Source organism: Puniceicoccus vermicola (genome assembly GCF_014230055.1).
In the GTDB taxonomy this organism is placed as follows: domain Bacteria; phylum Verrucomicrobiota; class Verrucomicrobiia; order Opitutales; family Puniceicoccaceae; genus Puniceicoccus; species Puniceicoccus vermicola.
On the sequence record NZ_JACHVA010000040.1, the window covers coordinates 137,222 to 162,706 of the forward strand.

Below are 25,485 nucleotides of genomic sequence, written 5' to 3' on the forward strand. Positions count from 1 at the left end.
GATCAGATGGCGGCGGCGACCGTCGACTTAAGAACTTCTTCGCAGGTAGTCATCCCTGCCATGATCTTCCGAATGCCATCGTCACGCATGGAGCGCATGCCGAGATCGAGAGCCTTCCGGCGCAACTCGACGAGAGTGCGCTCTTCATAAATCATCTGGGCAATCTCGTCGTTTACAGTGAACAATTCGAAAACCCCAAATCGACCGCGATAGCCAGTGCCGGAACAACTGGCACAGCCCTCGCCCTTCTTGAAATTGCCTTCGTCGACGTCATCCGGACGGATTCCGACCGCATCGAGATCCTTCTTTTCCGGAATATGGTCGGCTTTGCATCGCACACAGATCTTTCGAACAAGGCGTTGCGCCATTGCCGCTCGTAGCGAAGCAGAGACGAGGAAGGGCTTCACGCCGATATCGACAAGACGAGTAATCGCGCTCGGGGCATCATTGGTGTGAAGCGTGCTGAAGACCATATGCCCGGTGAGCGAAGCGTTGATCGCAATCTCCGCGGTTTCTTTATCCCGAATTTCCCCCACCATAATGATGTTGGGAGCTTGACGAAGCATGGCGCGCAGGGCCGAGGTAAAGTCCATGCCCACCTCGCGGCGCACCTGAACCTGATTGATCCCCGCCATTTCATACTCCACCGGATCCTCAACGGTGATAATCTTCCGGTCAGGCTGATTGATGTAATGCAGAGCCGAATAAAGGGTCGTCGATTTTCCGGAACCGGTCGGTCCGGTGACCAGGAACACTCCGTCTGGCATGGCGATAATCCGCTCAAAAACCGCTTGGTCATCCGAGAAAAATCCGAGCTCAGGCAGCCCCAGCTTCAGGCCTTCCTTATCGAGAATACGCATGACGATACTCTCCCCGAATGCCGTCGGCAGAACCGAAACGCGGAGGTCAATATCCTTGCCCCCGGCCTTGGCGGAAATACGTCCGTCCTGCGGAACTCGTTTTTCCGCAATGCTGACGTTCGACATCAGCTTGATCCGGGAAATAATCGCCGGCTGCAATCGTTTGGGTGGCCCTTCAACCTCGTGAAGCACACCGTCAATCCGGTAACGCACGCGAAACTCCTTCTCAAGGGGCTCGAGGTGAATATCAGAAGTGCGCCGTTTCAATGCCTCGGCGATCACCATCTGCACGTAGCGAATGATCGGACCCTCTTCTCCGTCACCATCACCCAGACCTTCAATGTCCAGCCCTTCAGCGGCATCCTTGTTCTTTGCATCTTCCTCCTCGGTATCGAGTGAGGAAATGAAAGAGGCCATCTCAGAAGTATCTTCCTGACCGTAATTACCGGCGATGGCCTTCTCGATAGACTCGGTAGTCGCGATGTAGGGCGTTACGGTCTTCCGCAGATACTGGGCAATGTTGTCGGTAACATCGACATCGAGAGGATCGCTGATGGCCAGCTTCACCTCCGATTCATCGATTTCCAAAGGAAAGACGTGATAGCGGCGGGCGAGAGAGGCCGGAACCTTTTTCAAGGTCTCTTCATCGACACGGACGCTGTCGAGATCGACAACCTCCATGTTGAAGGATTCGGCCAAAGTCTCGGCAACCTGCGCCGAAGTCGTATACCCTCTCTCGATGAGAAGATTTAGAGCGAGCGAATTCTCATCCGCTTCGCCCTCCTCCCCGGAGGCGGTCTCCCGAACTTCACCCAGGGCCGCTTCGATATCATCATCTGTAATTATTTCTCGCTCGGCGAGAAGCTGTAGGACGTAGTCGTCAGCAGAAGTCACGGTATGGATTTAAAGGTTTTTGGAGGAAGACTGAAAAGTCAAAAAGCGTCCCCAGAACACCCGAAAAGCCGCACCGCGTCAACCTTCTGCTTGCTAGATTGCTGTGAAAAGTCGTTCAGATCGCTCCGTCAACGGCTCAAAGTCATCAAAAACTCAGCATTACTCCGCGTCTTCTTGACCCGTTGAATCAACATTTCCATCGCTTCCACGGGCGGAACTCCCTTCGTGGCCCGACGCAGCGAGTAGACCTTTTGCATTTCGTCCGGGTGGTAGAGAAGCTCTTCCTTCCGAGTCCCGCTGCGATCCATGGCCAAGGCAGGAAATACCCGCTTATCGACGAGACTGCGGTCCAGATGGAGCTCCATGTTCCCCGTCCCTTTGAATTCCTCAAAGATGACCTCGTCCATTTTACTCCCGGTATCCACGAGGGCGGTGCCCATAATCGTCAGACTTCCGCCATCTTCGATATTGCGAGCCGAACCAAAGAAGCGCTTCGGCTTCTGGAGCGCATTCGCTTCAACCCCACCAGAGAGGATCTTCCCACTACTGGGCATGAGAGTGTTGTAAGCACGAGCAAGACGGGTAATCGAGTCGAGCAGGATGACGACATCCCGACCGGTCTCCACCATTCGGCGGGCCTTTTCGATGACCATCTCGGCCGCGTGAACGTGACTGCCGGCGGTTTCATCAAACGTGGAACTGATGACCTCCCCGCGGACCCGACGCCGGAAGTCAGTCACCTCCTCTGGGCGCTCGTCAATGAGCAGGACGATCAGATGCGAATCCGGGTAATTCATTTGGATCGAATGCGCTATGCCCTGCAGCAAAACCGTTTTCCCGGTTCGAGGCGGAGCCACAATCAACCCCCGTTGACCAAAGCCAATGGGCGAGATGAGATCCACGACTCGCATCGAAAGATTGTTCTCCGGATTCTCATCCGAATTTTCCAACAGAATTCGGTCGAGAGGATAATAGGGAACGAGCTCAGTGAACGGAGTGATTTTTTCCAAGGCCTTAATATCGGAACCCATCACCGACTGAACCTTCAAGACGATCGGGCAGGATTCCCCCTCCCTCGGAGCTTGGATGAAAACTTTGATCATGTGCCCCCGCTGAAGTCCGTGATGCTCGATCAAGGATTCGCTGACAAACGGGCAAAGCGGCTTCAACCGATAACTGTCCTCGGGAAAGACAACCATCCCGAAGCCATCGTCCAGAACCTCAAGACAACCTTCGACGAGGACGGGATTCTTCTTCTCCTCGAAGTGCTTCATCATCCGCTCAAGGATCTGCGGGCGGGAAGGCGCGTTTTCCAGATCCAACTGCAAACGGCGGGAACGCTCCCGCAATTCCTGAAGGGGAAGGTCGTAAAGATCGTTAAACAGAACCGGCGGAACCGATTCGTCATAAAGCTTTTGGAAGGACTCCTCCAAAGCGGCAACATCCTGCAACAACTCATCATCGACCAGCTGACCCATTTCCAGGTTCGGATCGACTTCTACCGGAACGCCTCCGGCATTGAAGGGAGTATTGCGTCGAGCACCCCCTCCTCCTCCGGGTCCCTTATCGAATTTACCTTTCCGCTTCTTCTTTTTGCGATTCTGGTTGTTGTTATTGTTATTCCGGTTGTTGAACCGGTTCCCGCCATCATTGCCTCCACCGGACTGGCGGAAGTGAGGCTGACCTCCTCCACCGCCTCCGCGATTGGAAGAATTCCCCTGACCACCATTACCACGATTACCATCAGAGTTGCGACGGTCGCCACCGGAACGCTCTCCCTGATTCGACTCAGGACGATTCTTTTCCTGCCGAGGCTCCGCCGATCCTTTATCCTCCGAAGCCGCAGGCTTAGGCTCCGAAACCTCTTTCACCGGAGCTTCTTTCGCCGGAGCTTCCTTGGCCGAAATCTCCTTCGGCGCTCTTTTGGAGGCAGGCTTGGGCTTCTCGGAAGCGGCAAAATCAAACTCCTGATTCTCGGCCTTGGCCGCTTTCTTGGCGGAAGCCGTATCTTCCGCGGAGGCAGCGGTCTTGCGAGCAGTCTTCCGAGCCCGCTTTTTCACAGCAGGCTTCGCTGCGCCTTCTTCAGGCGCTTCTTTGGCACGGGAAACTCTTTTACGGGTAGTCTTACGAGCCTTCTTGGCTGCGGGAGCAGGGCTCTCGCTTGTTAGCTTCGACTCGTTTTCAGATTGATCTTCACTCATGATTTTCGATTCGCCATTCCTCGGATGCGTTCGGAAAGGCGGATAACTTGTTTTTCGAGAAAGGAGATAGTTCCACTATTGGAGATTACAAAATCCGCTCGGGAATCCTTTTCCGAGGCGGGGAGTTGCCGGAGTTTCCGCGCTTCGATATCGTTGGCGGAAAGTCCTCTCGCCCTTAATCGTTCGAACTGAAGGGGCTCCGGACAATTCAACGAAACGACGAAATCGAAGTGGGAGGCAAGTTTTTTCTCAAAGAGCAAAGGAATCTCCACCACCACATCGTTTTCCGCATCTTCCTCCATTCTCTGCATCCAACGCTGCCGAACCAAGGGATGCAAAAGGTTCTCCAGCCAATTCAACTCCTCGTCATTGACAAAAACGATTCCAGCCACCGCCTCACGGTCCAGCACCCCTTCCTCGTCAAAAACTGCACTGCCCCATCGGTCTCGAATTTTCGCAATCGCCTTCGGCGTCTCCATCTCTTCCCGTGCCAAATGATCCGTCCGAACCCCGCGCCATCCTTGTTTCGCCATAAGAGAGAGGACTGTCGATTTGCCCGAGCCGATAGTTCCCGTGAGTCCGAGTCGTATTCCATGCATGGCCTTCCGTGGTAGAACAGCTTTCCTCTGTTTGCGAGGGAGAAAACAACCGAAGCCCTTTCCTCAAGGATGGAGCCCCATTGCATTTTCAAACCTTCGACTCTCCGTAAATTAGCGCTATAAATACTCTCTCCGGAAGAATGGATTTTTCTTTAAGAAAAAGTGAACTGGATTCATTCTTGCTAAAGCTAAATCCAAACTAATTGCGTACAATTTAACTTAAAAACGCATCACTCATGTCAGCAGCGAAGAAAACTATCAAAAAGGTGGCCAAGAAAGCCGCAGCCAAAAAAGCGACGAAGAAGATCGTCACCAAAAAAGCACCGGTAAAAAAGGTGGCTACGAAAAAGGTAGCCGCTAAGAAGGCTGTGAAAAAAGTCGCCACGAAAAAGATCGCGGCCAAAAAGGTCACGACCAAGAAGGTAGCCACCAAGAAAGCGGCGCCAAAGGCAGCACCTAGCACCCCAAAGGCAAAGTCCGTGACGCGGATCATCGCCCGGGTTGACGTTCGCTTTGGCAACGCACTCTACGTGCGCGGTGAGGGCGGCGGACTGAGCTGGACTCAAGGCACCCCCATGGAGAACCTTTCCTCTGACGAGTGGAAGCTGGAAACGACCGAGGCCGACAGCGGCATCGTTTTCAAGTTCCTCGTCAACGACGAGATCTGGGCCAATGGCGAAGACCAAACCGTCGCAGCAGGCGGCACCTCGATCTCTACACCGAGCTTCTACTAAACGTCGCTCCCGAGCCCAGTTCCGAATAGGAGCTGGCTCCCAGACAACGGTCTCCTGATTCAGGGAACCACCGACCATTCTTACTCGCGGAGAGGGAATCCTGATTCCCTCTCCTGCGGGTTCTGGATTGACGGCATCGAATTTTTGGGTTCCCCCCTACTCTCTGTGAAGAGATCGATTTACGTGCAAGCCAGGGGGACGCTCCACTGAAAACTCCCGACGACAACCGGATTCTCGTCGCACTCTCTGGCGGGGTGGATAGCTCCATCGCGGCCGCACTTCTGCAAAAGCGGGGCTACGACGTGGAGGGTGCCTACATTCGCACTTGGCTGGACGAAGAAGATCTCGGCGAGTGCCCAGCCGCTCAGGACATCGAAGATGCCGAGGCGGTCGCTGACCATCTGGGCATTCCTTTCCGCATCGTCAATCTCGTCCGCAACTACCGGGAGAAGGTCGTCACTTATCTCGTCGATGGCTATCGCCGGGGCATCACCCCAAACCCCGACATCATGTGCAACCGCGAGATGAAGTTTGGGGTTTTCCGAGACGTTGCCCGGCAGGAAGGATTTAGCCACATTGCGACTGGGCATTATTGCCGCAGCCAATCCAGCGAAGGGCAAACCCGCATCCTCGAAGGAATCGACAAGACCAAGGACCAATCCTACTTCCTCGCCCTGACTCGCGGAGAGGACCTGCAAAACGTCGTCTTCCCCGTGGGCGATTTGCGCAAGGCCGAGGTCCGCGAACTCGCCAACGAGATCGGGCTCCCCAACGCCCGCAAGAAAGACAGCCAGGGCATTTGCTTCCTGGGGAAAGTAAAGATCGACGAATTTCTCAGCCGCTACATTCCCGACAGCCCCGGCGACATCGTCGATACCGCGGGCACCGTCCGCGGCACCCACAAAGGCCTTCATCGATTCACCATCGGGCAGCGCCGGGGTATTGGAGTTCCTTCGAATACGGACAACGAGGCCTTCGTCGTCGTCGCAAAAGATCTCGAAAAGAACCAACTCGTCATCGGCTTTGACCGCCCCGAGACCCCCCTCCTTTATCAAACCGGTGCCATCATCGGCTCTCTCAACTGGATCGGCGATCCTCCCTCTAAGGGCGAAACCCTTGCAGCCAAGCCACGCTACCGAGATCCGGCTCAGGAAATCCAGATCATCGCGACCGGTGAAGGTCGGATCGAAGTCGAATTCAAGAACCCCCAAAGAGCTCTCGCCCTCGGCCAGATTCTGGCCTTTTACCGGGGCGAAGAGTTGATCGGAGGCGGCACCTACGAAGCGGTCGAACACCAAAAGGAATTTTCATGAACTCCCTCGCTTATTGGACCCACGATCTCGGCCCGTTTATCGTACGATTTCCCGAGGGATTCCCCGTCGAAGGAATCCGCTTTTACGGAGTGGCCTACCTACTCGGCTTTGCCATTGGGATCGCCCTCCTCATCCTCTACCGCAAGAAAGACCGCTCTCCCCTCAAGGTAGGTGAAGAGCTGGACCTCCTGACCTATCTCCTCGTCGGCGTCATTGCCGGGGGCCGGATTGGCTACGTCCTCCTCTATGACTGGCAGGAGTTTATCCAGGACCCTCTGCTCCTCTTCGCCGTCTGGAAGGGAGGGATGGCTAGCCACGGCGGCATGATCGGGGTCATCCTGGCGACCTGGATTTTTTCCCGCCGGCGTCGGATTCGCTTCCTCGCCGTCACCGACATGCTCGCAACCGCCGCTCCGGTCGGGCTCTTTTTTGGCCGCATTGCCAACTTCGTAAACGGAGAACTCTGGGGGCGCCCCTCCACTGTGCCTTGGGCGGTGATCTTCCCCGAGAGTCCTCCTGACCCAATCACCGGCGAGATCGTTCCGCGCCACCCTTCCCAACTTTACCAAGCCTTCGGCGAAGGCATCCTTCTCTTCGCCTGGCTCCAATGGCGCTTCTGGAGAAACCCAAACCTGAGTAACGGGCGTCTCAGTGCCGAGTTCCTCATCGGCTACGGAATCATCCGCTTTTGTACAGAGTTTGTCCGCGAACCCGATGCGCCCCTCATCCTCGGCCTCACCCGGGGGCAATTCTATTCCCTCCCCCTTCTCCTGGTCGGCGGTTATCTAATTTTCCGCGCCCGGCCCGGAAAAGGAGGAAAGCGATAATCTTCGGGATCCTACGCCCTGAGGGATTGCCCCGAAGATCCTCCGGTGAAAGTTGCGCCACTTCCTTGCAGGGTTGAGGCATGGAACACGGATCCCGCCTCAATCCCCCAGAAGAAGCACCCGGAATCAGGCTCTCATTCCCCGAAGCTCTATTTCCAATTTCAAAGAGAACAACCTCGTGAGTGAGCACCGATCCAAACGCAAAATCATCGGAAAACGGCTGGCCTGGATAGTCATCCTAATCCTTTTGCTAAATGAAGCTGCGAGCTTCTACATAGAAGAGAACCTCCCCACCAAGGACATGACGTTCCTGTATTTTCGGTGGGTCCTCCTAATCCCCGTTCTCATCTTTTTTTACTTCGGGCGAACTTGGGCGGTTTGGCTGGTAAGAATTGGACTTTCTCTGGGCATCCTCGGGGCCCTGATTCTAATCGGCATCCTCTACTCTCAACCTGAAACAATCCCGCTGGTTCCTGTTGGGGTCCTCTCCCTCATCATCAACGGCCTCGGCACTTGGATTGTCTTTGGATCCGAGAGCTTTCGTTCCTTCCTCCGGTCAAGAAAACGGGCGCGCCGATTTTGACAAGGGATGTGAATCCCCTCGAAACCTCGCAATTCTCATGAATCTGACTTCCTTGCCTCTCCATGAGAACGCTCCTCTGCACGCTTTTGATCGCCTCCAGCTCTCTCGCACAAAATCCATTCCCCGCAACGAGCGCCAACAACGCCTCGGAATACTGGTTCGATAAAGCCGAAATCACTCGCTACGAGCTAACACAAAGTCGCTACGGCGAAATTCGCACTGGCCACAGCGTCCTCATCTTCGTCACCGAACCTTTCCTCCCGGAGAAACAGGTGAAGCATGAATACGGAGAAGATCTCGACTCGATTCCAGTCCTCAAACTCAACCGCATTCGCTCTTTCACTACGGGAATTTATGACTATCGACTGATGGCCTCTGCCTTTCACACGATGGAAGACGTGGGCCCCGAACCCTCCGGACTCAAGATCGCCATGAGCGCCACCGAATGGTGCGGATTGGTCTTTCAGCAAATTAATCGACGAGACGATGCTCTTCAGAGTGAGCTCCGCTCCTATTTCCAGAACGAAGGCGACCAGAACGTGACCCTTCCCAATGTCTGGACAGAAGACGAACTCTGGCTGCGCATCCGAATCGCCCCAAACACACTCCCCACGGGCGAGTTCCAAGCACTCCCTGAATTATTTTATCAACGACTCGCTCATCTGCAGCCCTCAACGATGTCGGCGATCGGATCGATCTCCACCAACGAGAGCGGCGCGACCTCCCGCTATACTCTCTACTATCCCTCTCTCGACCGAACCCTAACGATCTCCTACGAAACTCAATATCCTCATCGCATTTTCGGGTGGAAGGAGACCGTCCAAGGGAAGATGTTCAGCCGCGGAAAAGCAACCCATACGGAGCGCCTCTACTATTGGCAGCTCAACCAAAACGAGGACCTACCCTACCGCGAGAAGCTCGGGATCCCCGGATCCTGAGCTTCTCGGGAGAAAGGACCTCGTTTCCGGAGTCCGGCTCAAAAAGAGCGGATTCCAACCCATCGCCGCGGTATCAACGCCGGCGACGCACGAGCACAAAGACCCCGGCAAACAACCCGAGCCCTAGCGCCCAACTGTCTGGCTCAGGAACAAGACTAAGGCTTCCGTCAGGGAGAAGCGTGATCCGCATTTCCGTCGTATCTCCATTCGGCGAAATCGTATTGGTGCCAAATCGGTCGTCATACGGCGAACCATAAACGCCAAGGCGATCATAAAAAGCGCCACCGGGTATCTGAACTTCTGAATTTTCGGCAACCACTTGCGCCCAGAGACTGTAAAATTCATCGTCCGGCTGAGCAGGCCCATAGGCATACAGGGCCGCCTTTTCCCAGAGCTCGTAGCTCGACATCTCTCCAATTACCTTTCCGTTGATCTCGACGTCACTACCCACCAACCCCGAGAGGATCGCTTGCGCAAAATCACCGGCCACCTTTAGTTTCAGCCCTCCCTCAGTGAAACCTTCTCCAAAGTCAGTTACGAGATCCTGCCAACCGGAAGCGGATACACTCACATCCGCCCCGTCTATCGTTTCCAGATACAGAAAATTCGTCATGTAGAGATTCGGATCGCTTCCGCCTGGCTCGTCGGCGTTCACCACAATTTCAAGCCCCTCATATTTGTAAGTCTCGCTTGGATTCGACTGATTCGTAGCATTCACATATCCAGTGAAAACCACCTTATAGGTTCCATCTGGAGCACTGCCACTCTCACCTTCCACTTGTTCGACTTTGGCCTGAAAATGATAATCCAGATTAAAGCCCGTGCTTTGAGCAACCCGATTCGTATCGGCTCCGGACGTACTCTTGGTCCCCGTCGCCCCATTACCTCCGGGATCCGCATCTGGAGCCAGATTCGTCAACTTCGTCCCGAGAAATTGCGTTCCATTCCCGGAATTCTGATAAAGATTCTTCAAGTAACCATTGAAGCTCGGATACGGATTCTGCGCCATTGAACCCGAAACGGATGCCGGAAATTTGTTGGGACCGATCGCCCGAAGGAATTTACCGTTTCCATCAGTGACAATCGCACTTGAAGAGACGCCCCCGAAGGCTGCGGCCAGCTCTCGGAACATGTCTCCGGTATTCAATGTGTTCGCCACGTATCCCTGCTCGGTAGCCCCATTGAGAAACGCGAGTTTCAGAGATCCACCGTAGGCCGTGATATTCGTTAAGTCCGCTCCTCCGGCAGTTCCATTATAGCTAAGCTCAAAATTGGAATACCGACTCGTTGTCGTCGAGAACGGACTCGGCTGCGTCCCCGGAGCTAGCTGGGAGAGACCACTCTTCCCGCCATAGGAAATGTACCCAATGAGCGACGTGGTCGAGTTGACCGTCAGCCCATTCGCATTGATATCATCCAAGCGGTAAGCTTTCGAAGTTCCGTAACTAGTCCCCCCAATATCAATTGAACCGGAACTAAAATTGATCGATTCATTTGACCCTCCGGAATCATAGACCATATCCGAGGAAGCGCCCGCAAAAGTTACCCAAAGATCCGAGGTGTCCGAGAAATTACTGGTATCAAAGGTAAGACTCATACTCGCCCCGAGAGGCGAAGCACCGAAAGCAAGAGTTATAGAGAAGAGAAAAGTTTGTAGTATTTTCATGGATCCTTGATTTTTCATGAGACAGAGATGCAGCAACACCAATGCCACATAGCAATAAGATCCTCAAGAACCCATAGCTCTCAGTAACGAGTTTTCTACAAACCAGAATTTTAACAGCCTCTTTACTCCGAGAGCCGTGTATTTATGTTTTAAGAGCGAACCAGAAAATCGAGCATGCGAAAAAGCTGCACTTGATTGGCCTTCGAAAATTTTCGGGCTCCTTCCCGAATCTCCTCTGGAGTTTGAACATACGTATTCAAAGAAGAAATACCTTCGTAAGAATTTTCCAAAAATCCTTCTACTGCATCCGGAGAACCCTCGTAATGAAATTGGGTTCCGATGACTCGCTCTCTCAACAGATACGCCTGATTCGGACAAACCGGTGAACTCGCCATTCGAATCGCGCCCTCGGGCAGGTCAAAAGTCTCACCGTGCCAATGCAGGACTGTGGCTTCTTCCTGAAAAGAGAAGGATGCATCCGTTGACTCGGGCGCAGCCCGCACCGGGAACCAGCCAATTTCCAGCTCAGGTCCTCCATAAATCGAGGCCCCCAGAGAGGACGCAATCATCTGCGCCCCCAGACAAACGCCAAATACAGGCTTACCGGCTTCGACCAGTTGCCGAACCAATTTCTTCTCCTCCACCAACCAAGGATAGCCCTCCTCATCGTTGACGCTCATCGGTCCGCCCATGATCACCAGAAACTCGACATCGTCGGCCTCTGGAAGCGAATCTCCCGCAAATAACCGAACGCATTCCTCTTCGTGACCTCGCTCCTCAATCCAAGAACGAATCGCGCCCAACCCTTCAAAGGGTACATGTTGAAACCAATGAATCTTCATCAGCCTCGAATCAAGGACTCCCCCCAGGCAAACTTACTGAGAGGACTGCAAAGCGGCCAAAGCGTCTTCGGACTGTGTCTTCGGCGTCGCTTTTAAATCTCTCCAGGCAATCTTGCCGTCAACGATCAAAAAGGACTGGCGCGATGCGAGCGAAGCCAGCTTTTTCGGAACTCCGAAAGCATCGACGAGTTCCCCATCCGGATCAGCAACCAACGTAAAGGGAAGAGAATACTTTTCCTTAAAGGCTGCCTGAGACTTCACATTGTCCGTGCTGGCCCCAATGACCTGAATTCCCGCCTCACCCAGTTTCTCGAACGAGTCACGCAAGTTACAAGCCTGGGCAGTGCACCCGGGAGTGTCCGCTTTCGGGTAGAAGTAAACCAAGGCCGGACCTTGAGCATACACTTCGGAAAGTTCCACGGACTCTCCCGCACTGTTCGTGACGGTGAGTTCAGGAGCATCGGCTCCCACTTCAAGTGGCGAGGCATCAGATGATAAAAAACCAAACATAGTGAGGATAATGATAGTGCGGACCATGGAGAAAAGCGAACCCATAGATCAGAAAAAGACAATCGCCCCGCCCCGAATTCGCGAGATGCGAGGAAGAGACCCATGCTCGGAGACGAACCTTCCTCCTCTAAAGTTCGGATCGCCCGCCTACTCCTCTTCGTCACACTGAGTCAGCAAAAAGTCTTTCGCCTCTTCGCCCATGGCCCTCTTGGGAATGCAAACGACTGGAAGCTTGTTCTCCAGAGGCATAAAGAAGTTTTTCGTTTCGACCAACCCACTCATATCCGACCACCCAGCCGTGCGGGCTCCTGACCCCACCCAGACCGTCAGCCCGTGCCCTTCGAGAACCAGGAGAGTTTCCGTACTCTCGACAGACTTCAGAGCCTCCAACGACTTCTTTCGCAGCAGGAAATATCCCCGGATCCAAACGAAGAGCAGATAGAGCGTCAGGCCGAGAAATACTGCCGGAAAGACCCATGGGATCACATCGGAGAACATCAGACAGACCAACGAAGCGGCCGCAAACCCGACAACCCCCATCCATTTCTTGCCAAGGATCACATTGAAAAACATCTCGTGAGCCGCTTGTCGTTGAAGTTGAGGAGTCAGGGAATACCGCACCTCATACGAAGGCTCCTGCTCAATTTGATCGACCTCACTCATACTCAGTCTAGTTCCTTCCACGATACGTTTCCTGCCCCCAGAGAAGCACCTCGACTCCAATCTGAATCGTATACTCGGCTTTCCAATCGTTCGTCTGCTCCCACTGCACTTCGGGTGCGATGACGTAAAAGATATAGTCTTTATAGAGAGGACCTTTTCGAAAAAGAGTCAGGTCATAGCCGAGCGTCTGGGAAATATTCCCATCGATTCTTCCCCGGAGGGCCCATCCCTCCGCGGCATCAGATCCTCCGACCCGCCGTCCATAATCATTCTCGTTCAGCAAATGCGGGACATATCCGACTACGGTAGAAACGGACCAACGATAGCCCAAGCCGTCCTGGCCATACTGCGAACTAGTCGGGTCATTGGCGCTGTCTTGATCTTCATGGTAATCCTTCTCGTCCCATTTCAAAGATATCGTCGGACGGAACAACCAGCGATCCTTCCAATGATTGGCCACCAATGAGGTCAGCGCTCCAAATCCCCGCTCGCTATCCCAAAAGGGTTTCAATTTCGGATAGATCCGCCACAAATTGGGCAACTTGTAAGTCGGCACCCACTCTGCATTCGCAAAAGCTTCGGGAGGCCAACGGGCTTTGACCCCCGCAGACGTATTCCAGTTTTTAAAAAAATCCCGAGTCGCACCAAAACGCAGCTCACTGTTTGACTCCGTCGGGTCCTCATCCGGGAGAGCCGTCGGATCCCTCGTCGTAATGAACACCTTCAAGCGGCGCTCAAGATTCGGAAGCTCGATATCCGTCTTAAAGTCGATCACGGGGACCAGTTTAAAATCTCGGTCTGCTTCGATATCAAACTCGGTAAAAAGCCCGAGTCGAAAACGGGACGGAGGAGTCTTGATAGGATTCTCATCCTCGCTGACGAACAAGCCATCAAACCACTCGATGACTCGCTGCGTTTCGTTGTAAGCCCACGAGTGACTTGTATCAATCCAGTCATACTGTTGCTTAATGACAGGACTGGGAACGGATGCTGGATCCGCAGCCCCTCCCTCCGCCTCCGACTTTTCCGGAGTGGCTTCCTCAGAACGATTGGTCTCCTCCGCTTCCCCTTGGGATTGATTCGAGGTCGCAGAAAAATTCGCCTTTTGCGCAGTAGATCCAGAATTCTCCTCGCCTCGCAGCGAGGGCATTCCACAACTACACAAAAGGAGGGCCCCGAAAAGAATCGTCGCCAGCCTTCTCGATTTCTTCACTGAATCTCTGACTAAGATTCCTGCCTACACACCGCTATTTCCGATTCGGCTTCCCTTCGGTAAAGGCGTCCCGAATTCGTTCCATATCCGTATGCTCGGCGACAATCTCCTGAATGATCGGAATCTTATCCTCGTCGGTGGGCTGAGTCTTCACCGTCATGTTATTGATCTTCGAAGCTACCGTATAGCTTTCTTCACTACAGATCACGACGGGAATTTCCGTCATACTGATCAGATCCATGAGTTTGGGATGAGGCAGAATATTGCGAGTCAGGATAATCCCCGAGACGACTTGCTTCTTGGAAATGTTCGCGCTCGCAATCGCCGAAAAGAGAACATCCTCACGGTCCCCAGGAGTAATGATCAAGACCCCCGGCTGAATGTAGTCCACAACGCCCTTCGCCGTCATCGCACCGATAACGACCCGGAGAATGCGCTCGGTCATTCCATGCTCGGCACCATTGAGCCAGCGCCCGTTGATCTCTTTCACCACCTGAGAGAAGGTTGGAGCCTGCAATCGCTTCCGCAGAGGGAGGCAACCCAGAAGGGGGATCCCCAAACGCTCCAAGCCCTTGCCCGCATATTCGCGGATCAAGTCCAGCTTTTCCGGGAGCACTTTGTTGATAATCGCCCCAATGACTTCGACCCCAAACTGATCGAAAAGCGCCTTATTCATCGCAATTTCATCGACCGGAGAACCAATTCCGCCCTCCGAGACGATGATCGCCTTGGCGCCGAGGATCCTCGCGATGGCCGCATTGGACAAGTCAAAGACTGATCCCACTCCGGCGTGACCGCTCCCCTCGATGATAATGTAATCCTTGTTGAAAGCCGCCCGGTCAAAGGCCCGGCAGATCAGGTCGATCAAATGCTCCAACTTGCGACCAGGATTATCCAGATACCAACGGGTCATCCTTCCGTCGATTGCAACCGGACTGATCGCGCCGATCGGAACGTCCAAGTCGTAGACCGAATCGAAAAGAACCGAATCCTCGTCGATCTTTTGCCCTTCGATCTGCACGAAGCGCTGACCGATCGGCTTGATGTAGCCGACGTGAGGCGAAAACTTTTTCATCCCACCGAACAGTCCGAGAGAGGTTGTGGTTTTCCCCTGGTTCTGACGTGTAGCGGCGACAAAGATGCGTTTCGTCGTCGTGTTCTTGGGCGCGCTGATCAGTGGCTCATTCCCCGAAGAGAAGATCGAGATCGAGTTTTCCGAATCGTAGCGGGCTTCGTCATCGGAAGATTTCTGGGAGGCACTACTGCTCATTCGGACCCTTTCGTTTCCATCGGATAGAGAAAACTGCGCTCGATAGCCTGAGCACAAACGAGAACCGCCGTGCCGAAGATATCATGAGCACTGGCTCCGCGGCTGATTTCCGCTGCCGGGCGGCTCAATCCGCTAAGGATGTGACCGTAGCAATGGGCACCGCCGAGAATCTGAATCATCTTCGAGCTGATGTTACCACTATTCAAATCCGGGAAGATGAGAACGTTCGCCCGGCCGGCGACATCTCCGCCGACTTGCTTGGTATCGGCCGTCGCCGGATCCAGCGCCGCGTCGACCTGGAGATCCCCGTCAATCTTGAAGGACCACTTGTTCTCCAAAACCCGTTTTTGCGCCATCTCGGTCGCCGAGCGGACCTTGAGGACCGACGGATTCCGAGAATTGGTGTTCTTCGTCGTGTAACTGAGCATCGCAACCCGAGCGACCTCATTGGTCAGGTGTGTGCGCAAGTGGGCCGCCGTCAGGGCGATGTCCGTCAATTGCTCAGGACTGGGATCCGGCACCACGGCGCAGTCCGAAAGGAACAATTCCGAGCGGTGGGAATCCTCATCAAAATCCAGGATCTGGAGGGAGGAAATCGTCTGCACCCCTTCCTGCTTGGGAATAATCTTCAGCAATGGCCGGATCGCACTCGACGCCGAGGAAGTGGCTCCGGAGAGAATCGCATCGGCCTGCATCGTCGCCAGCATCATGGTGGCGAAGTAATTCGTTTCGGCCACATACTCGTGGCATTCTTTCTGGGAAAGGCCCCGGAAACGACGCAGCCCCTGAAAGCGTTCGACAAAACTCTCAAACTCATCGCTGCGTTGCGGCTCGATCAAACGGATATGATCGAGCGAAATCCCCAGCCGGCGGGCATTGCTCTTAATCAGGGCCCGGTCACCGAGCAAGATCGGCACTCCGAGCTGACGCGAGGCGAAGAGGCGCGCTGCCTGAATGATTCGGGGATCGCTTCCCTCAGGGAACACGATCCGCTTCGGGTGGCGGGCCAGTTTCTCGGTTAATTTTTGGATGAGTGGCATGACTGTAAGATTTTTTTCGGGGGGCTTCGCGCTCGACTGGTTGGAAAACCATTCGGGATAAGCCAAAGCCTTGTATTGAGTTTCAGCACGGAAGATGCCGAAATCCCCCCTCGAAGTCATGCGAAAAAATCTCAAGTCGATCCTTACCGTGTCCAGTTCCACGCTGGGGTCCCGCATTCTCGGGCTTTTCCGGGATGTCTTCGTCTATGCTCAATTGGGTCTGAGCCCGACCAACTCGGCCTTTATCCTCGCTTTCACCCTGCCTAACCTTTTCCGCAGGCTCTTCGGGGAAGGAGCACTCAGCTCTGCCCTCATCCCCATTTATACCGAAGAGAACCTGAAAAATGACAACGAAGCTGGTTTTCGCCTTCTCAACCGGACGCTAACCCGCCTCTTCCTCGTTCTTTTTTCAATTACTTTACTCTTTGGAGCTCTGGTAGCCATCCCCCTCCTCAGCGGAAAATTGGACGAAACCCGCTACGGCGAAGCGAGCCGCCTCGGCCTTCTCCTATTCCCCTACGTCATCCCCATCTGCTTGGCCGCCCTCCTGGCCGGCGCCCTTCAGGTCCTCGGGCGCTTTTTCACCGCCGCCATAACCCCGGTCTTTCTCAACGTCTGTATGATCGCCGCCCTCGCTGGCCCAGCGCTCTGGCTCGGAGAGACTCCCTTTCAAAAAGCCCTATGGCTCTCCGGCGGAGTACTCGTCGGTGGACTTGTCCAGCTTCTCCTCCCGGCCATCGACCTCTACCGGAGAGGTTGGCGCCCCGCTATTGACCTCTCGAGTGACGAATCGCTCCGGAAACTGCAGTTGCTCTTCTTCCCCGCCCTCGCCGGAGCCGCGATTCTTCAGGTCAATATTCTGGTCTCCCGCACCCTTGCCTTCTTCCTCAACGACGACGCGGTCGCTCTCCTCTACTTGGCAGCCCGCCTGGTCGAGCTGCCCCTGGGGATCTTCGGGATTGCCGCCGCCACCGTACTCTTCCCGGAGTTTTCCCGATTTGCCGCCGGAGGGGACACCCCGGGCCTCCGCCGCTCCTATCGAAACGGTTCGGCCTTGGTAGCGAGCATCACTCTCCCCGCCTTCGTCGGTCTAGCCCTCCTGGGCGACACCATCTTCCGCGCCGTCTTCGCATGGGGACTCTTCGACCCCCGCGATGCCGCCCTCGCCGCACCGGTTCTCGCAATCTTTGCCACCGGCCTCCCCTTTTACGCCCAATCCACCCTCCTCTCCCGTGCCCACCAAGCCCGTCAGGACATGAAAACACCGGTGCGAGTGGCAGGCTGGGTCCTACTCGCCAACCTCATCTTCAGCATCGGCCTCATGATCCCCTTTGGCGTCTATGGACTAGCCGCTTCCAATACCCTCGCCTCCATCGTCCAGGTCTGCCTCCTGCAGCACCGCCTCCGCAAGAACGTCGACGACGGCGAGAGCTGGATGCCCGTCGAACTCTGGAAAGTGGGCATCGCATCGCTCCTCCTTCTCGGCTATCTCCTCCTCCTTCCGGCCTCCTCTCCCGATGCCAGCAAGACAATCCTCTTGTTACGCCTACTTTGGATCATTCCGACCAGCATAGCGCTTTACTTCGGAGTTCTCTTCGCTCTCCGTTTTGGACCGGTGCGTGACTTTCTCCCAGCGATTCTCCGCCGCAAAAAAGCCCGGTCACCCCGATGATTTCCGAGCGCACCCGATTCCTCATTGTCGGCGGAGGCCTCGCCGGACTCCTCCTCGCTTGGCGACTGCGCGACCAGGACATTCTGGTCCTGGGAGGAAATCGACTCCCGCCTGCTTCAGACGTTTCCGCCGGAGTCCTCAATCCCGTGACCGGCGGCCGACTCACCCTGATGGAGGATTTCAACCTCTACCGGGACGCGGCCCGCACCCTTTACCGGGAAATTCCCGGGGGCGAAAATCACTTTTTCGAGGCAACGATCCGGCGCTACTTCGTCAACGACCTTGAGATTGAGCGCTTTGAGGAGCGGAAAGAGATCCCCCACTACCAACCCTACCTCGGTTCGCGCCTCCCTCCCGGAGTCCCGGGCGCAATTCAAGACGACCCGCTCGGAAGCTTCCCCATCCACGATGTTGGCCGCGTCGAGCCGATTCCGATCCTCGCCGCCATCCGCAAAGAACTCGGAGAACGCTACCGCCCCGTCGACGCCGACTGGCAGACATTTACCGAGTCTCCATCAGGACTGAGCCTCAACAACATCAAGGCCGATTTCATCATCTGCTGCGAAGGAGTCGGCGTCCTCGCCAATCCCCAGTTCCGTTGGCTCCCCTTTCGTCCCGTTCAGGGCGAAACTCTCACGGTTCACTTGCCACACCTGCCTGATTTTTCCGAAATTCTCCACCATCACAAGTGGGTCATCCCCCTCGGGGAGAAGAAATTCCGCATCGGCTCCACCTATCGCCGTGGCCCTTCCCGGAAAGAAGGAGTCGAGGCGCCGACCAAAGCGCCCCAGTCCGCCCGCACCCAGGAAGGCCGCGACGAACTTCTTCGCGCCTGCCGCGAAATGTTTGGCCTCGATCAGGATCCAGAGATCCTCGACCACCGTGCTGGCATCCGACCCTGCAGCCGTGACCGCGTGCCCTACCTCGGCCCCCACCCCAACCAATCGCAACTCTACATCTGCAACGGGCTCGGCTCCAAAGGCGCTCTTTTCGCACCCAAGCTCACGCAACACCTCGCGGACCATCTCCTCAAAAATGCTCCTCTCGACAAAGCCTACGCTCCAGCCCGCATGATTCGCCGCGGATTCTCCCCGCAGTAGGCGCGACCGTCAGCCCTCAGGCACCAACCGGCATCCCATCGAAAACCCGGGCGATATCTTTCGATGCACGTAAAAGCTGGAGAAGGAGAGATTCAAAGCCCCCCCTCATCGTTTTAATCAAAAAGGCCCTTTACGGGGGGCTCAACAGAGCTCTCTTCGAATAGATCTTTTTGCGTCCAAAGCTCTCATCCTCTCACAAGAAACGGGTTCGCAAAGGCTCACCCTCTCCCCCGATGACGCAAACGCCAGGCTTTCGGAGTTTCTTGAGTTCGCTGGCGAAACGAATGACAGAATGCTGCAGAATTGCTGTAACCGCATTGGCCCGCGACTTCCTTGATCGACAGCTCTGTGCTCGCCAACAATTCCTTTGCCCGGCGCAAGCGCTGGACCTGAACAATCTCGTGAGGAGTGGTGCCGATCTCTTTTTTGAATACCGCATGTAGATGGGAAACCGACCATCCCACACTGCGAGCGATTTCGGCCAGAGATCTCCCCGAAGCTTCATCCCCTTCCAATTCCACAAGCACCTGTCTGGTTCTGGACGAGAGCTTTTCCCGCTCCGCGAATCCGATCCTCCGGCGGGATTGAATCAACAGGGTCCCGTAGATCCACTGAATGAGCCCGTCGCGATCAATCGATTCATCCACATACCAACGGACGACCTGCTCGGCGAACCGACGAGCCGATTCGGGACTCTCCCAATGAGAAAGATGGGCGTGACTCCGCGGAGGACACTTTTCCCCGATCCCGAAGCGAACGTTCAGACACGAATAAGGATCTCTCGGATCACTTCGGCAAATCGTCTCGTCTCCCGGGATGTGCCAAATCAACTGGCCCGCTTTCACCTCGACGAGCTTCCCGGAATCGTCCACCCAGCCGCGCCCCCCGAGCACTAGCTCAATGCGTTCCTCGTGAGAAGGGATTTTCGTAAACTCTGGAATGTCAGGACCCGGATGAAAATAGAGGGCCGCTTCGTGGATCGTTTCCGGAGGGCGTGCGGAGAATTTCATAACAGATCAGATATTTTCGATATCCTGAACGGTCGCATTCCCCACTTTCATAATCAAACTTAATTACAAACAAGATAAATTCGAAACTACGAACCGCGATGAAGACCCAATCTCTCAATTCCGAATGGACGTTCCTTTCCCCCAAAGACAAGCAATGGCTCCCCGCCGAAGTACCCGGTTGCGTCCACACCGACCTCCTCCGCCACGAGTTGATCCCCGATCCCTACTGGGGCCGCAACGAGCTCGACCTGCAGCATCTGGAAGAGAAGGACTGGACCTATCGCCTAGATTTTGACCTCGACGAATCCCTTCTCGAGCAAACCTATGTCGACCTCGTCGCCGAGGGTCTCGACACCGTCGCCACGATCACCCTGAACGGAACCGAGGTCGGCACGACCGAAAACATGTTTATCGGACATCGATTCGAAGTGAAAAAACTCCTTCAGACAGGCTCGAATCATCTGGAGATTCATTTCACCAGTCCAATGAAATACATCCGCAGTCGCCCCTACCCGGGGAAGATGGTCGAAAACTGCGAGCCGGTCGGCGGGCGTTCCCTCATCCGCAAAGAACAATGCTCCTTCGGTTGGGACTGGGGTCCCCGCTATCCCAGCTCCGGCATTTGGCGCCCCATTCAACTTGAAGCCTGGTCCGAGAACCGGATTGAATCCGTCCACATCGCCCAGCACCACGGCAAGAAAACGGTCGACCTCAAGTTCACACCGCATCTCACCCGCGGCAAATCTGCCAAACTCCGGGGAACCATCGAACTCGACGACGAGACTGTCTCCACTTTCGAAGGCGACCTGGCGACCATCAAGAATCCCCAGCTCTGGTGGCCTCACGGGCACGGAGAACAACCACTCTACACCGTAACCCTTGAATTGCTGAACAAGGAAGGTGAGGTCATCGACACGTGGAGCAAACGCGTGGGTCTCCGCACCATCGTTCTCGATCGTCACAAAGATGAGTTTGGCGAGTCCTTCCAGTTCGTCATCAACGGACGTCCGATCTTCGCCAAAGGTGCGAACTGGATCCCGGCTGACTCCTTTCCGCATCGAGTCGACCGGGCTTGGTATGACAAGCTCCTCAGCGATGCGACCGCCGTTCACATGAACATGATCCGCGTCTGGGGCGGAGGCATCTACGAGTCCGAGGATTTCTACGATCTCTGCGACGAAAAAGGTCTTTTGGTGTGGCAGGACTTCATGTTCGCCTGCTGCCTCTATCCCGCCGACCGCGCTTTTGTCAAAAACGTAAAGGCTGAAGCGGAGCAGCAGGTAAAACGCCTTTCTTACCGCACCTGCCTCGCTCTCTGGTGTGGAAACAACGAGCTCGAGCAGCTCTCCGAGAAGATCCTCGAAACCAAGGCCCGCAAAAAGGCCTACGAGAAGGTTTTCTACGATGTCATTCCGGAGATCGTCGAGCGGCTGGACGGCATCACCACCTATTGGCCGTGCTCTCCACACAACCCCGAAGGCTACGAGAAAGGCCACAACAATGAGTCGGCGGGAGACTCCCATTTCTGGGATGTCTGGCACGCGCGCAAACCCGTTAACACTTACGAGACCAAGTTCTTCCGCTTCTGTTCCGAGTTTGGGATGCAGTCCTACAGCTCTCCCGAGGTCGCCCGCACCTACTGCAACCCGGAGGACATGAATCCCTTCGGTCCAGTCATGGAAATCCACCAGAAGAACGGCGCCGGGAATCTGATCATCCTCGATTACGTCCTTCGCCTTTTCCGGTTCCCCAAGGACTACCGCGCCCTGAGCTACCTTTCCCAGCTCAACCAAGCGCATTGCATGAAAGTGGGGATCGAACACTTCCGCCGCTGCATGCCCCGCACAATGGGAGCTCTATACTGGCAGCTCAATGACTGCTGGCCCGTCGCCTCTTGGAGCAGCTTGGAGTATACGGGCAAATGGAAGGCAGTTCACTTCGAAGCCCAGCGATTCTTCGCTCCGGCGCTACTGAGCGTCAAGATCCTCGGAGAAGAGTCCCTCGGTGCCAACAACACCCGCATCAACACCATGCACGGCGCCGAAATCCACACGGTCTACGACAGCCCTGAGGATGATTCCGGCAAGATCTCCTGGGCACTCCAGACCCTTGACGGAAAAACGATCCGCAAGGGGTCGAAAAAGGTAAAACTGCAATACGGACAATCCGTTCTCCAGGAAACCCTCGACTTCTCGAAGGAGATTGAAGCCTACGGTCAAGAGGAGATCTTCCTCCGCGTCGATCTGGCTCCTAAAAAGGGCGAGCCAACTTCCCGCACAGCTCTCTTCTCCGCCCAACGCTTCCTCGGCCTCCGCCGCGACCCCATTCAGGTCGACTGCCAAAAGATTGGAGCGAACGAGATCGAGATCACCCTGCAATCAAAGACCCTCCACCTCGGCGTCCAAGTGGACTTCCCGGAAAGAGGGGCCCACTACAGTGAGAACTTCATCGACCTGTATCCGAATGTTCCACACACGATTCGGGCAACCTTTCCGGACAAAATTACCGTCGTGGAAGCACGGAAGCTTGTGGACGTCTACTCGCTCATCGACTCGTATTGAACTTTCCAGACGACTGACTTCCAGTCGCCTCCGCTGCAACAGAGGCGACTGGGGGTGCCCAGAGCCCCAGGCTCCTACATCCAAGTGTGATTCCTATTATTCCTCGGCCAGGATTCGTTCTAGAGTCGCGGCTACCAGGGGAAAGGAGGTAAAACCATCACTTCCCAGAAAATGGCCTCCTTGGTCGACGACGATCACTTCTCCGCCCAAAGACTTCCCGAGGTTTTCCGTTAGCTCATAGGGAACAATCGAATCATCTCTCGCGGTGATCAAAATGATCTTTGAAGTCATTTTTTTGATCCGGGAAAAATCGACGGGTTGCTGTACAAATGGATCGAGTTCCGGAAGAATGGGAAGCGAGGCATCAAATCCAGAGACGAGAACAAGACCTCCGATTCTCGTGTCCTCCGGTAATGATTCGAGATAGTGAAGGAGGGTAATGCATCCAAGACTGTGCGCCACGAAGAAAGTGTTCTCATCGGGAATACCGATGACCTCATCCAGCGCACCGACCCACTCTTCAACATCCGGAGAATTCGGACTCGGCATTTCAACAATCGAAACCTCCGAGACCTTCTCTTTGAAATAAGCATCCAACCACGGAAACCAGTGATCGGAAGGAGTCGCGGCATAACCCGGAACAATGAATAGCTCTTTTCCCGTCTGAGCCCGAGCCTCACCCACGGCAAAAATCGGAATCAGAGAGACAATCAAAGCGGCAATAAATCTTTTCATGAGACAAAATAGGTAAAATACGTCGAACGCGGACGCTCAAAAAACTCGAAACATCGCCCTCGTCAAACGATCCACGGGATTTCAGAGATCACGAACCCTCGTCCTTCTTCCGCGCTGCCTCCCTCCGCTTTTCTTGAATCTTGATCAGAATCGCAGCCGCCGCTTCCGCATCCGCCAGCGCCCGGTGGTGCTGCTCGAGGGGAATCGAAAAATGCCGGGAGAGATTCTTCAGCCCATAGGAGGGCAGTCCGGGAAAAACTCGTCTCGACTCCACCACCGTACAGAGAACCGGACGCTTAAACTCCCGACCACATCGCGCAAACTCCGCTCGCAAGAATCCGTAGTCGAACTTGGCGTTATGGGCGACGAAAACACCCTCTCCCAAAAAGGCGGCGAGATCCTCAACGGATTCAGTAAAGGTCGGGGCGTCACGCACCATCTCATCGGTGATACCCGTCAGCTCACTGATGTACCGGGGAATCGAGCGTTCGGGATTGAGCAATGTTTGGAAGCGGTCCACGACCTGCCCGCGGCGCACCTTAACGGCAGCCACTTCCGTCAATCGGTGCCGCCCCGGCGATCCCCCTGTCGTTTCCACATCGACCACCGTATAAACTTGATCGGGATCGACACACCAACGCACCCGCACGACTTCCACCGGAAAACCGACCTCTTGAAGACGACGAAACTGTGCGAGCTGATTGCGGCGAATCGAATCGCCCTCCGCCTTCACCTCTACGGCCTTTACCCCGTCGGATTCAAAGACGAGAAGATCCGGAAAACCACTGGAGTGGGCTTGGAAATCGCGGGCCATCCTCCGAAGGATCGCGGCAACGGCTTCCCCCGGAGCTTTCCGCAAAAACTCCCGGACCTTTTCATGGCCGCCCCATCCTTTGAAAGAAGTCTCGGACCCCAAAGAATCTTCCCTTTCCTCACTGCCGGGGCCCATTGAAAACTGTCCCGCCTCCAGAGTTGCGAGCTTTCTCTCGATTGCCTCTTCAAAACGGGGATAAAAACTGCCATCCCGCAGACAGATCGGCACCCGCACAAACTCATTGGGCACCCCAGCTCCCTCGGGGCCGAACAACTCCTCCCGAAACACTACCCCAAAGAGGCCGCGCCAGAATCCGTTCTCTGTCCAATACGCAGGCATGTCACGGGAGGTAAAATACTCGGCCACACCCGACTCAACCTGCCCTCGAAACGACTCGTCAATTTCGATCACCGGAGCCTCGCGAAGAAGCGAGGTCAAAGCTCCGACTCGCCGGCATCCAAACTTCCGTGCGTAGAAATCTTCCGCAAAGATCTGGGCCTCATCGCAAGGTGGATCTGCGATGACCCGCTCCAAACGCATCCGCACCGTCTCTGTCTCCCCTGCCGAATACTGCAACCGGCAAAGCCTTTCGATCGCAGGGTACGAGTCGGTTCGCCCGTAGACCACGAGCGCCGCGTCGACTTCCCCAACAGATTCCAGTGAGCGACCCAGCCTCGTCACCGCCCGGTCAAACAGCAATTCGTCCTCCCCACTCTCGCGCCGCGGCCAATGAGATACTTCGCTTACCATCTGCAGCCAAACCGAGCGCTGCCCCTGCTTCATCCGATCTCTCAGCCGTGCGTAAAAATATCCATTCCTCGCCGATTCCAAATCGGGGAACGCCGGCTCGATCCGCAAGGCCCCTGTCGACTTCTTCAGAATTCCCAAATCCCGCATCGTGAACACGGTCAGATCTTCAGCCTGAAACCCAAAGTAGAGAAAAAGCAAAAACCCCGTGCACTCCGGACGCACCAGAGCCACCCATTCCTCGGGAGCGCAAGCCGAATAAAGCGATTCAACCTCACCCTCGTTCAGACAAATATCAACCAACTGGGCCTTCGCCTTGGAACGTCTCCCCCGCAGAGGGAGACCCACCGAGTCCATCATTCCCACCAACTCTTCCTTCGTCAGTCGGTGCAGCAATTCCGGCAGATCCCTCTTAAAGACGGGCCGGGCCCAACCGCGCTCCATCAGGTCCCGCAAAGCCTCTGACGGATCGCCGATCTCCTCATAATTCAGCGAACGAATCCGGAAAAACTCCCCCTTTCGGTTAACCATCCGCACAAGAACCGCCTGAGTCCGCCCCTCCATCGAACGGAACTCACGAATAAAGGCCCGATGCTCCTCCTCCATGAGCGGAGAACAATGCATCTCAAGAAATGCAAGCATCTCGAGAAAATGATCCCGGTAGTAGAACGGCTGGAGTTTCGGAAAAGCCAC

At 55.2% G+C, this 25,485-nt stretch carries 21 protein-coding genes; 8 read left to right on the forward strand and 13 right to left on the reverse strand.

Annotated features, from left to right (window positions below):
* Positions 1 to 2: 2 nt before the first annotated feature.
* From H5P30_RS04130 to coaE, 3 genes are all read right to left on the reverse strand, one after another.
* Complete coding sequence (locus H5P30_RS04130; RefSeq protein WP_185691695.1) at positions 3 to 1,754, reverse strand: ATPase, T2SS/T4P/T4SS family; 1,752 nt, start codon at positions 1,752 to 1,754, stop codon at positions 3 to 5.
* Positions 1,755 to 1,882: 128 nt separating this feature from the next.
* Positions 1,883 to 3,955, reverse strand: a complete 2,073-nt coding sequence (gene rho / locus H5P30_RS22390) for a transcription termination factor Rho (protein WP_185691696.1) — start codon at positions 3,953 to 3,955, stop codon at positions 1,883 to 1,885.
* Positions 3,952 to 4,554 (reverse strand): dephospho-CoA kinase, encoded by a 603-nt coding sequence (gene coaE / locus H5P30_RS04140; protein ID WP_185691697.1) that lies wholly within the window; start codon positions 4,552 to 4,554, stop codon positions 3,952 to 3,954. Before coaE ends, rho begins: the two co-directional genes overlap by 4 nt.
* A 236-nt stretch (positions 4,555 to 4,790) precedes the next feature.
* Between coaE and H5P30_RS22615 the strand changes: the two genes are divergently transcribed.
* From H5P30_RS22615 to H5P30_RS04165, 5 genes are all read left to right on the forward strand, one after another.
* Complete coding sequence (locus H5P30_RS22615) at positions 4,791 to 5,288, forward strand: hypothetical protein (protein WP_185691698.1); 498 nt, start codon at positions 4,791 to 4,793, stop codon at positions 5,286 to 5,288.
* Between the two features lie 230 nt (positions 5,289 to 5,518).
* The gene (gene mnmA, locus H5P30_RS04150; protein WP_343075426.1) at positions 5,519 to 6,601 is read left to right on the forward strand and encodes a tRNA 2-thiouridine(34) synthase MnmA; all 1,083 of its coding nucleotides are present in this window, start codon (positions 5,519 to 5,521) and stop codon (positions 6,599 to 6,601) included.
* Positions 6,598 to 7,428, forward strand: coding sequence for a prolipoprotein diacylglyceryl transferase (gene lgt / locus H5P30_RS04155; protein WP_185691699.1), 831 nt, complete (start codon positions 6,598 to 6,600; stop codon positions 7,426 to 7,428). The genes mnmA and lgt overlap by 4 nt, the downstream gene beginning before the upstream one ends.
* Before the next feature lie 178 nt (positions 7,429 to 7,606).
* The gene (locus tag H5P30_RS04160) at positions 7,607 to 8,011 is read left to right on the forward strand and encodes a hypothetical protein (protein ID WP_185691700.1); all 405 of its coding nucleotides are present in this window, start codon (positions 7,607 to 7,609) and stop codon (positions 8,009 to 8,011) included.
* Positions 8,012 to 8,073: 62 nt separating this feature from the next.
* Complete coding sequence (locus tag H5P30_RS04165) at positions 8,074 to 8,949, forward strand: septum formation inhibitor Maf (RefSeq protein WP_185691701.1); 876 nt, start codon at positions 8,074 to 8,076, stop codon at positions 8,947 to 8,949.
* Between the two features lie 73 nt (positions 8,950 to 9,022).
* On the opposite strand, the gene H5P30_RS04170 is transcribed toward H5P30_RS04165, so the two are convergent.
* From H5P30_RS04170 to H5P30_RS04200, 7 genes are all read right to left on the reverse strand, one after another.
* Positions 9,023 to 10,633, reverse strand: a complete 1,611-nt coding sequence (locus tag H5P30_RS04170) for a hypothetical protein (RefSeq protein WP_185691702.1) — start codon at positions 10,631 to 10,633, stop codon at positions 9,023 to 9,025.
* A 131-nt stretch (positions 10,634 to 10,764) separates the two neighbouring features.
* Complete coding sequence (locus H5P30_RS04175) at positions 10,765 to 11,457, reverse strand: type 1 glutamine amidotransferase (protein WP_185691703.1); 693 nt, start codon at positions 11,455 to 11,457, stop codon at positions 10,765 to 10,767.
* Between the two features lie 33 nt (positions 11,458 to 11,490).
* The gene (locus H5P30_RS04180) at positions 11,491 to 11,967 is read right to left on the reverse strand and encodes a peroxiredoxin (protein WP_221774274.1); all 477 of its coding nucleotides are present in this window, start codon (positions 11,965 to 11,967) and stop codon (positions 11,491 to 11,493) included.
* 147 nt (positions 11,968 to 12,114) lie between these two features.
* A complete protein-coding gene (locus H5P30_RS04185) occupies positions 12,115 to 12,630 on the reverse strand; it encodes a YcxB family protein (RefSeq protein ID WP_185691705.1) in 516 nt (171 codons plus the stop codon).
* A 7-nt stretch (positions 12,631 to 12,637) separates the two neighbouring features.
* On the reverse strand, positions 12,638 to 13,843 hold the full coding sequence (locus H5P30_RS04190) for a hypothetical protein (protein WP_185691706.1): 1,206 nt from the start codon (positions 13,841 to 13,843) through the stop codon (positions 12,638 to 12,640).
* 34 nt (positions 13,844 to 13,877) lie between these two features.
* A complete protein-coding gene (locus tag H5P30_RS04195) occupies positions 13,878 to 15,113 on the reverse strand; it encodes a phosphotransacetylase family protein (RefSeq protein WP_246459305.1) in 1,236 nt (411 codons plus the stop codon).
* On the reverse strand, positions 15,110 to 16,153 hold the full coding sequence (locus H5P30_RS04200; protein WP_185691707.1) for a phosphate acyltransferase: 1,044 nt from the start codon (positions 16,151 to 16,153) through the stop codon (positions 15,110 to 15,112). The genes H5P30_RS04195 and H5P30_RS04200 overlap by 4 nt, the downstream gene beginning before the upstream one ends.
* Before the next feature lie 118 nt (positions 16,154 to 16,271).
* Between H5P30_RS04200 and murJ the strand changes: the two genes are divergently transcribed.
* Together murJ and H5P30_RS04210 are read left to right on the forward strand one after the other, a co-directional pair.
* Positions 16,272 to 17,825: a murein biosynthesis integral membrane protein MurJ gene (gene murJ / locus H5P30_RS04205; RefSeq protein ID WP_185691708.1), complete on the forward strand. Its 1,554-nt coding sequence runs from the start codon at positions 16,272 to 16,274 to the stop codon at positions 17,823 to 17,825.
* The gene (locus H5P30_RS04210; RefSeq protein WP_185691709.1) at positions 17,822 to 18,925 is read left to right on the forward strand and encodes an NAD(P)/FAD-dependent oxidoreductase; all 1,104 of its coding nucleotides are present in this window, start codon (positions 17,822 to 17,824) and stop codon (positions 18,923 to 18,925) included. The genes murJ and H5P30_RS04210 overlap by 4 nt, the downstream gene beginning before the upstream one ends.
* A gap of 218 nt (positions 18,926 to 19,143) precedes the next feature.
* Here H5P30_RS04210 and H5P30_RS04215 read toward each other — a convergent pair whose 3' ends face one another.
* A complete protein-coding gene (locus tag H5P30_RS04215) occupies positions 19,144 to 19,935 on the reverse strand; it encodes a helix-turn-helix domain-containing protein (RefSeq protein WP_185691710.1) in 792 nt (263 codons plus the stop codon).
* A gap of 98 nt (positions 19,936 to 20,033) precedes the next feature.
* Here H5P30_RS04215 and H5P30_RS04220 point away from each other — a divergent pair, with 98 nt between their 5' ends.
* Positions 20,034 to 22,496, forward strand: coding sequence for a beta-mannosidase (locus H5P30_RS04220; protein WP_185691711.1), 2,463 nt, complete (start codon positions 20,034 to 20,036; stop codon positions 22,494 to 22,496).
* Positions 22,497 to 22,592: 96 nt separating this feature from the next.
* Here the strand turns inward: H5P30_RS04220 and H5P30_RS04225 are convergent, their stop codons facing one another.
* Both H5P30_RS04225 and H5P30_RS22405 read right to left on the reverse strand, forming a co-directional pair.
* Positions 22,593 to 23,231: an RBBP9/YdeN family alpha/beta hydrolase gene (locus H5P30_RS04225; protein ID WP_185691712.1), complete on the reverse strand. Its 639-nt coding sequence runs from the start codon at positions 23,229 to 23,231 to the stop codon at positions 22,593 to 22,595.
* 88 nt (positions 23,232 to 23,319) lie between these two features.
* A complete protein-coding gene (locus H5P30_RS22405) occupies positions 23,320 to 25,485 on the reverse strand; it encodes an exonuclease domain-containing protein (RefSeq protein WP_185691713.1) in 2,166 nt (721 codons plus the stop codon).

Bases quoted from the DNA above. Each gene is read 5' to 3' on its own strand.
- H5P30_RS04200 (WP_185691707.1), bottom strand. From the start codon at position 16,153: ATGCCACTCATCCAAAAATTAACCGAGAAACTGGCCCGCCACCCGAAG.
- H5P30_RS04225 (WP_185691712.1), bottom strand. From the start codon at position 23,231: ATGAAAAGATTTATTGCCGCTTTGATTGTCTCTCTGATTCCGATTTTT.
- lgt (WP_185691699.1), top strand. From the start codon at position 6,598: ATGAACTCCCTCGCTTATTGGACCCACGATCTCGGCCCGTTTATCGTA.
- H5P30_RS04185 (WP_185691705.1), bottom strand. From the start codon at position 12,630: ATGAGTGAGGTCGATCAAATTGAGCAGGAGCCTTCGTATGAGGTGCGG.
- H5P30_RS04180 (WP_221774274.1), bottom strand. From the start codon at position 11,967: ATGTTTGGTTTTTTATCATCTGATGCCTCGCCACTTGAAGTGGGAGCC.
- H5P30_RS04195 (WP_246459305.1), bottom strand. From the start codon at position 15,113: ATGAGCAGTAGTGCCTCCCAGAAATCTTCCGATGACGAAGCCCGCTAC.
- H5P30_RS04220 (WP_185691711.1), top strand. From the start codon at position 20,034: ATGAAGACCCAATCTCTCAATTCCGAATGGACGTTCCTTTCCCCCAAA.
- murJ (WP_185691708.1), top strand. From the start codon at position 16,272: ATGCGAAAAAATCTCAAGTCGATCCTTACCGTGTCCAGTTCCACGCTG.
- rho (WP_185691696.1), bottom strand. From the start codon at position 3,955: ATGAGTGAAGATCAATCTGAAAACGAGTCGAAGCTAACAAGCGAGAGC.
- H5P30_RS04165 (WP_185691701.1), top strand. From the start codon at position 8,074: ATGAGAACGCTCCTCTGCACGCTTTTGATCGCCTCCAGCTCTCTCGCA.
- H5P30_RS04215 (WP_185691710.1), bottom strand. From the start codon at position 19,935: ATGAAATTCTCCGCACGCCCTCCGGAAACGATCCACGAAGCGGCCCTC.
- H5P30_RS04170 (WP_185691702.1), bottom strand. From the start codon at position 10,633: ATGAAAAATCAAGGATCCATGAAAATACTACAAACTTTTCTCTTCTCT.
- H5P30_RS04210 (WP_185691709.1), top strand. From the start codon at position 17,822: ATGATTTCCGAGCGCACCCGATTCCTCATTGTCGGCGGAGGCCTCGCC.
- H5P30_RS22615 (WP_185691698.1), top strand. From the start codon at position 4,791: ATGTCAGCAGCGAAGAAAACTATCAAAAAGGTGGCCAAGAAAGCCGCA.
- coaE (WP_185691697.1), bottom strand. From the start codon at position 4,554: ATGCATGGAATACGACTCGGACTCACGGGAACTATCGGCTCGGGCAAA.
- H5P30_RS04175 (WP_185691703.1), bottom strand. From the start codon at position 11,457: ATGAAGATTCATTGGTTTCAACATGTACCCTTTGAAGGGTTGGGCGCG.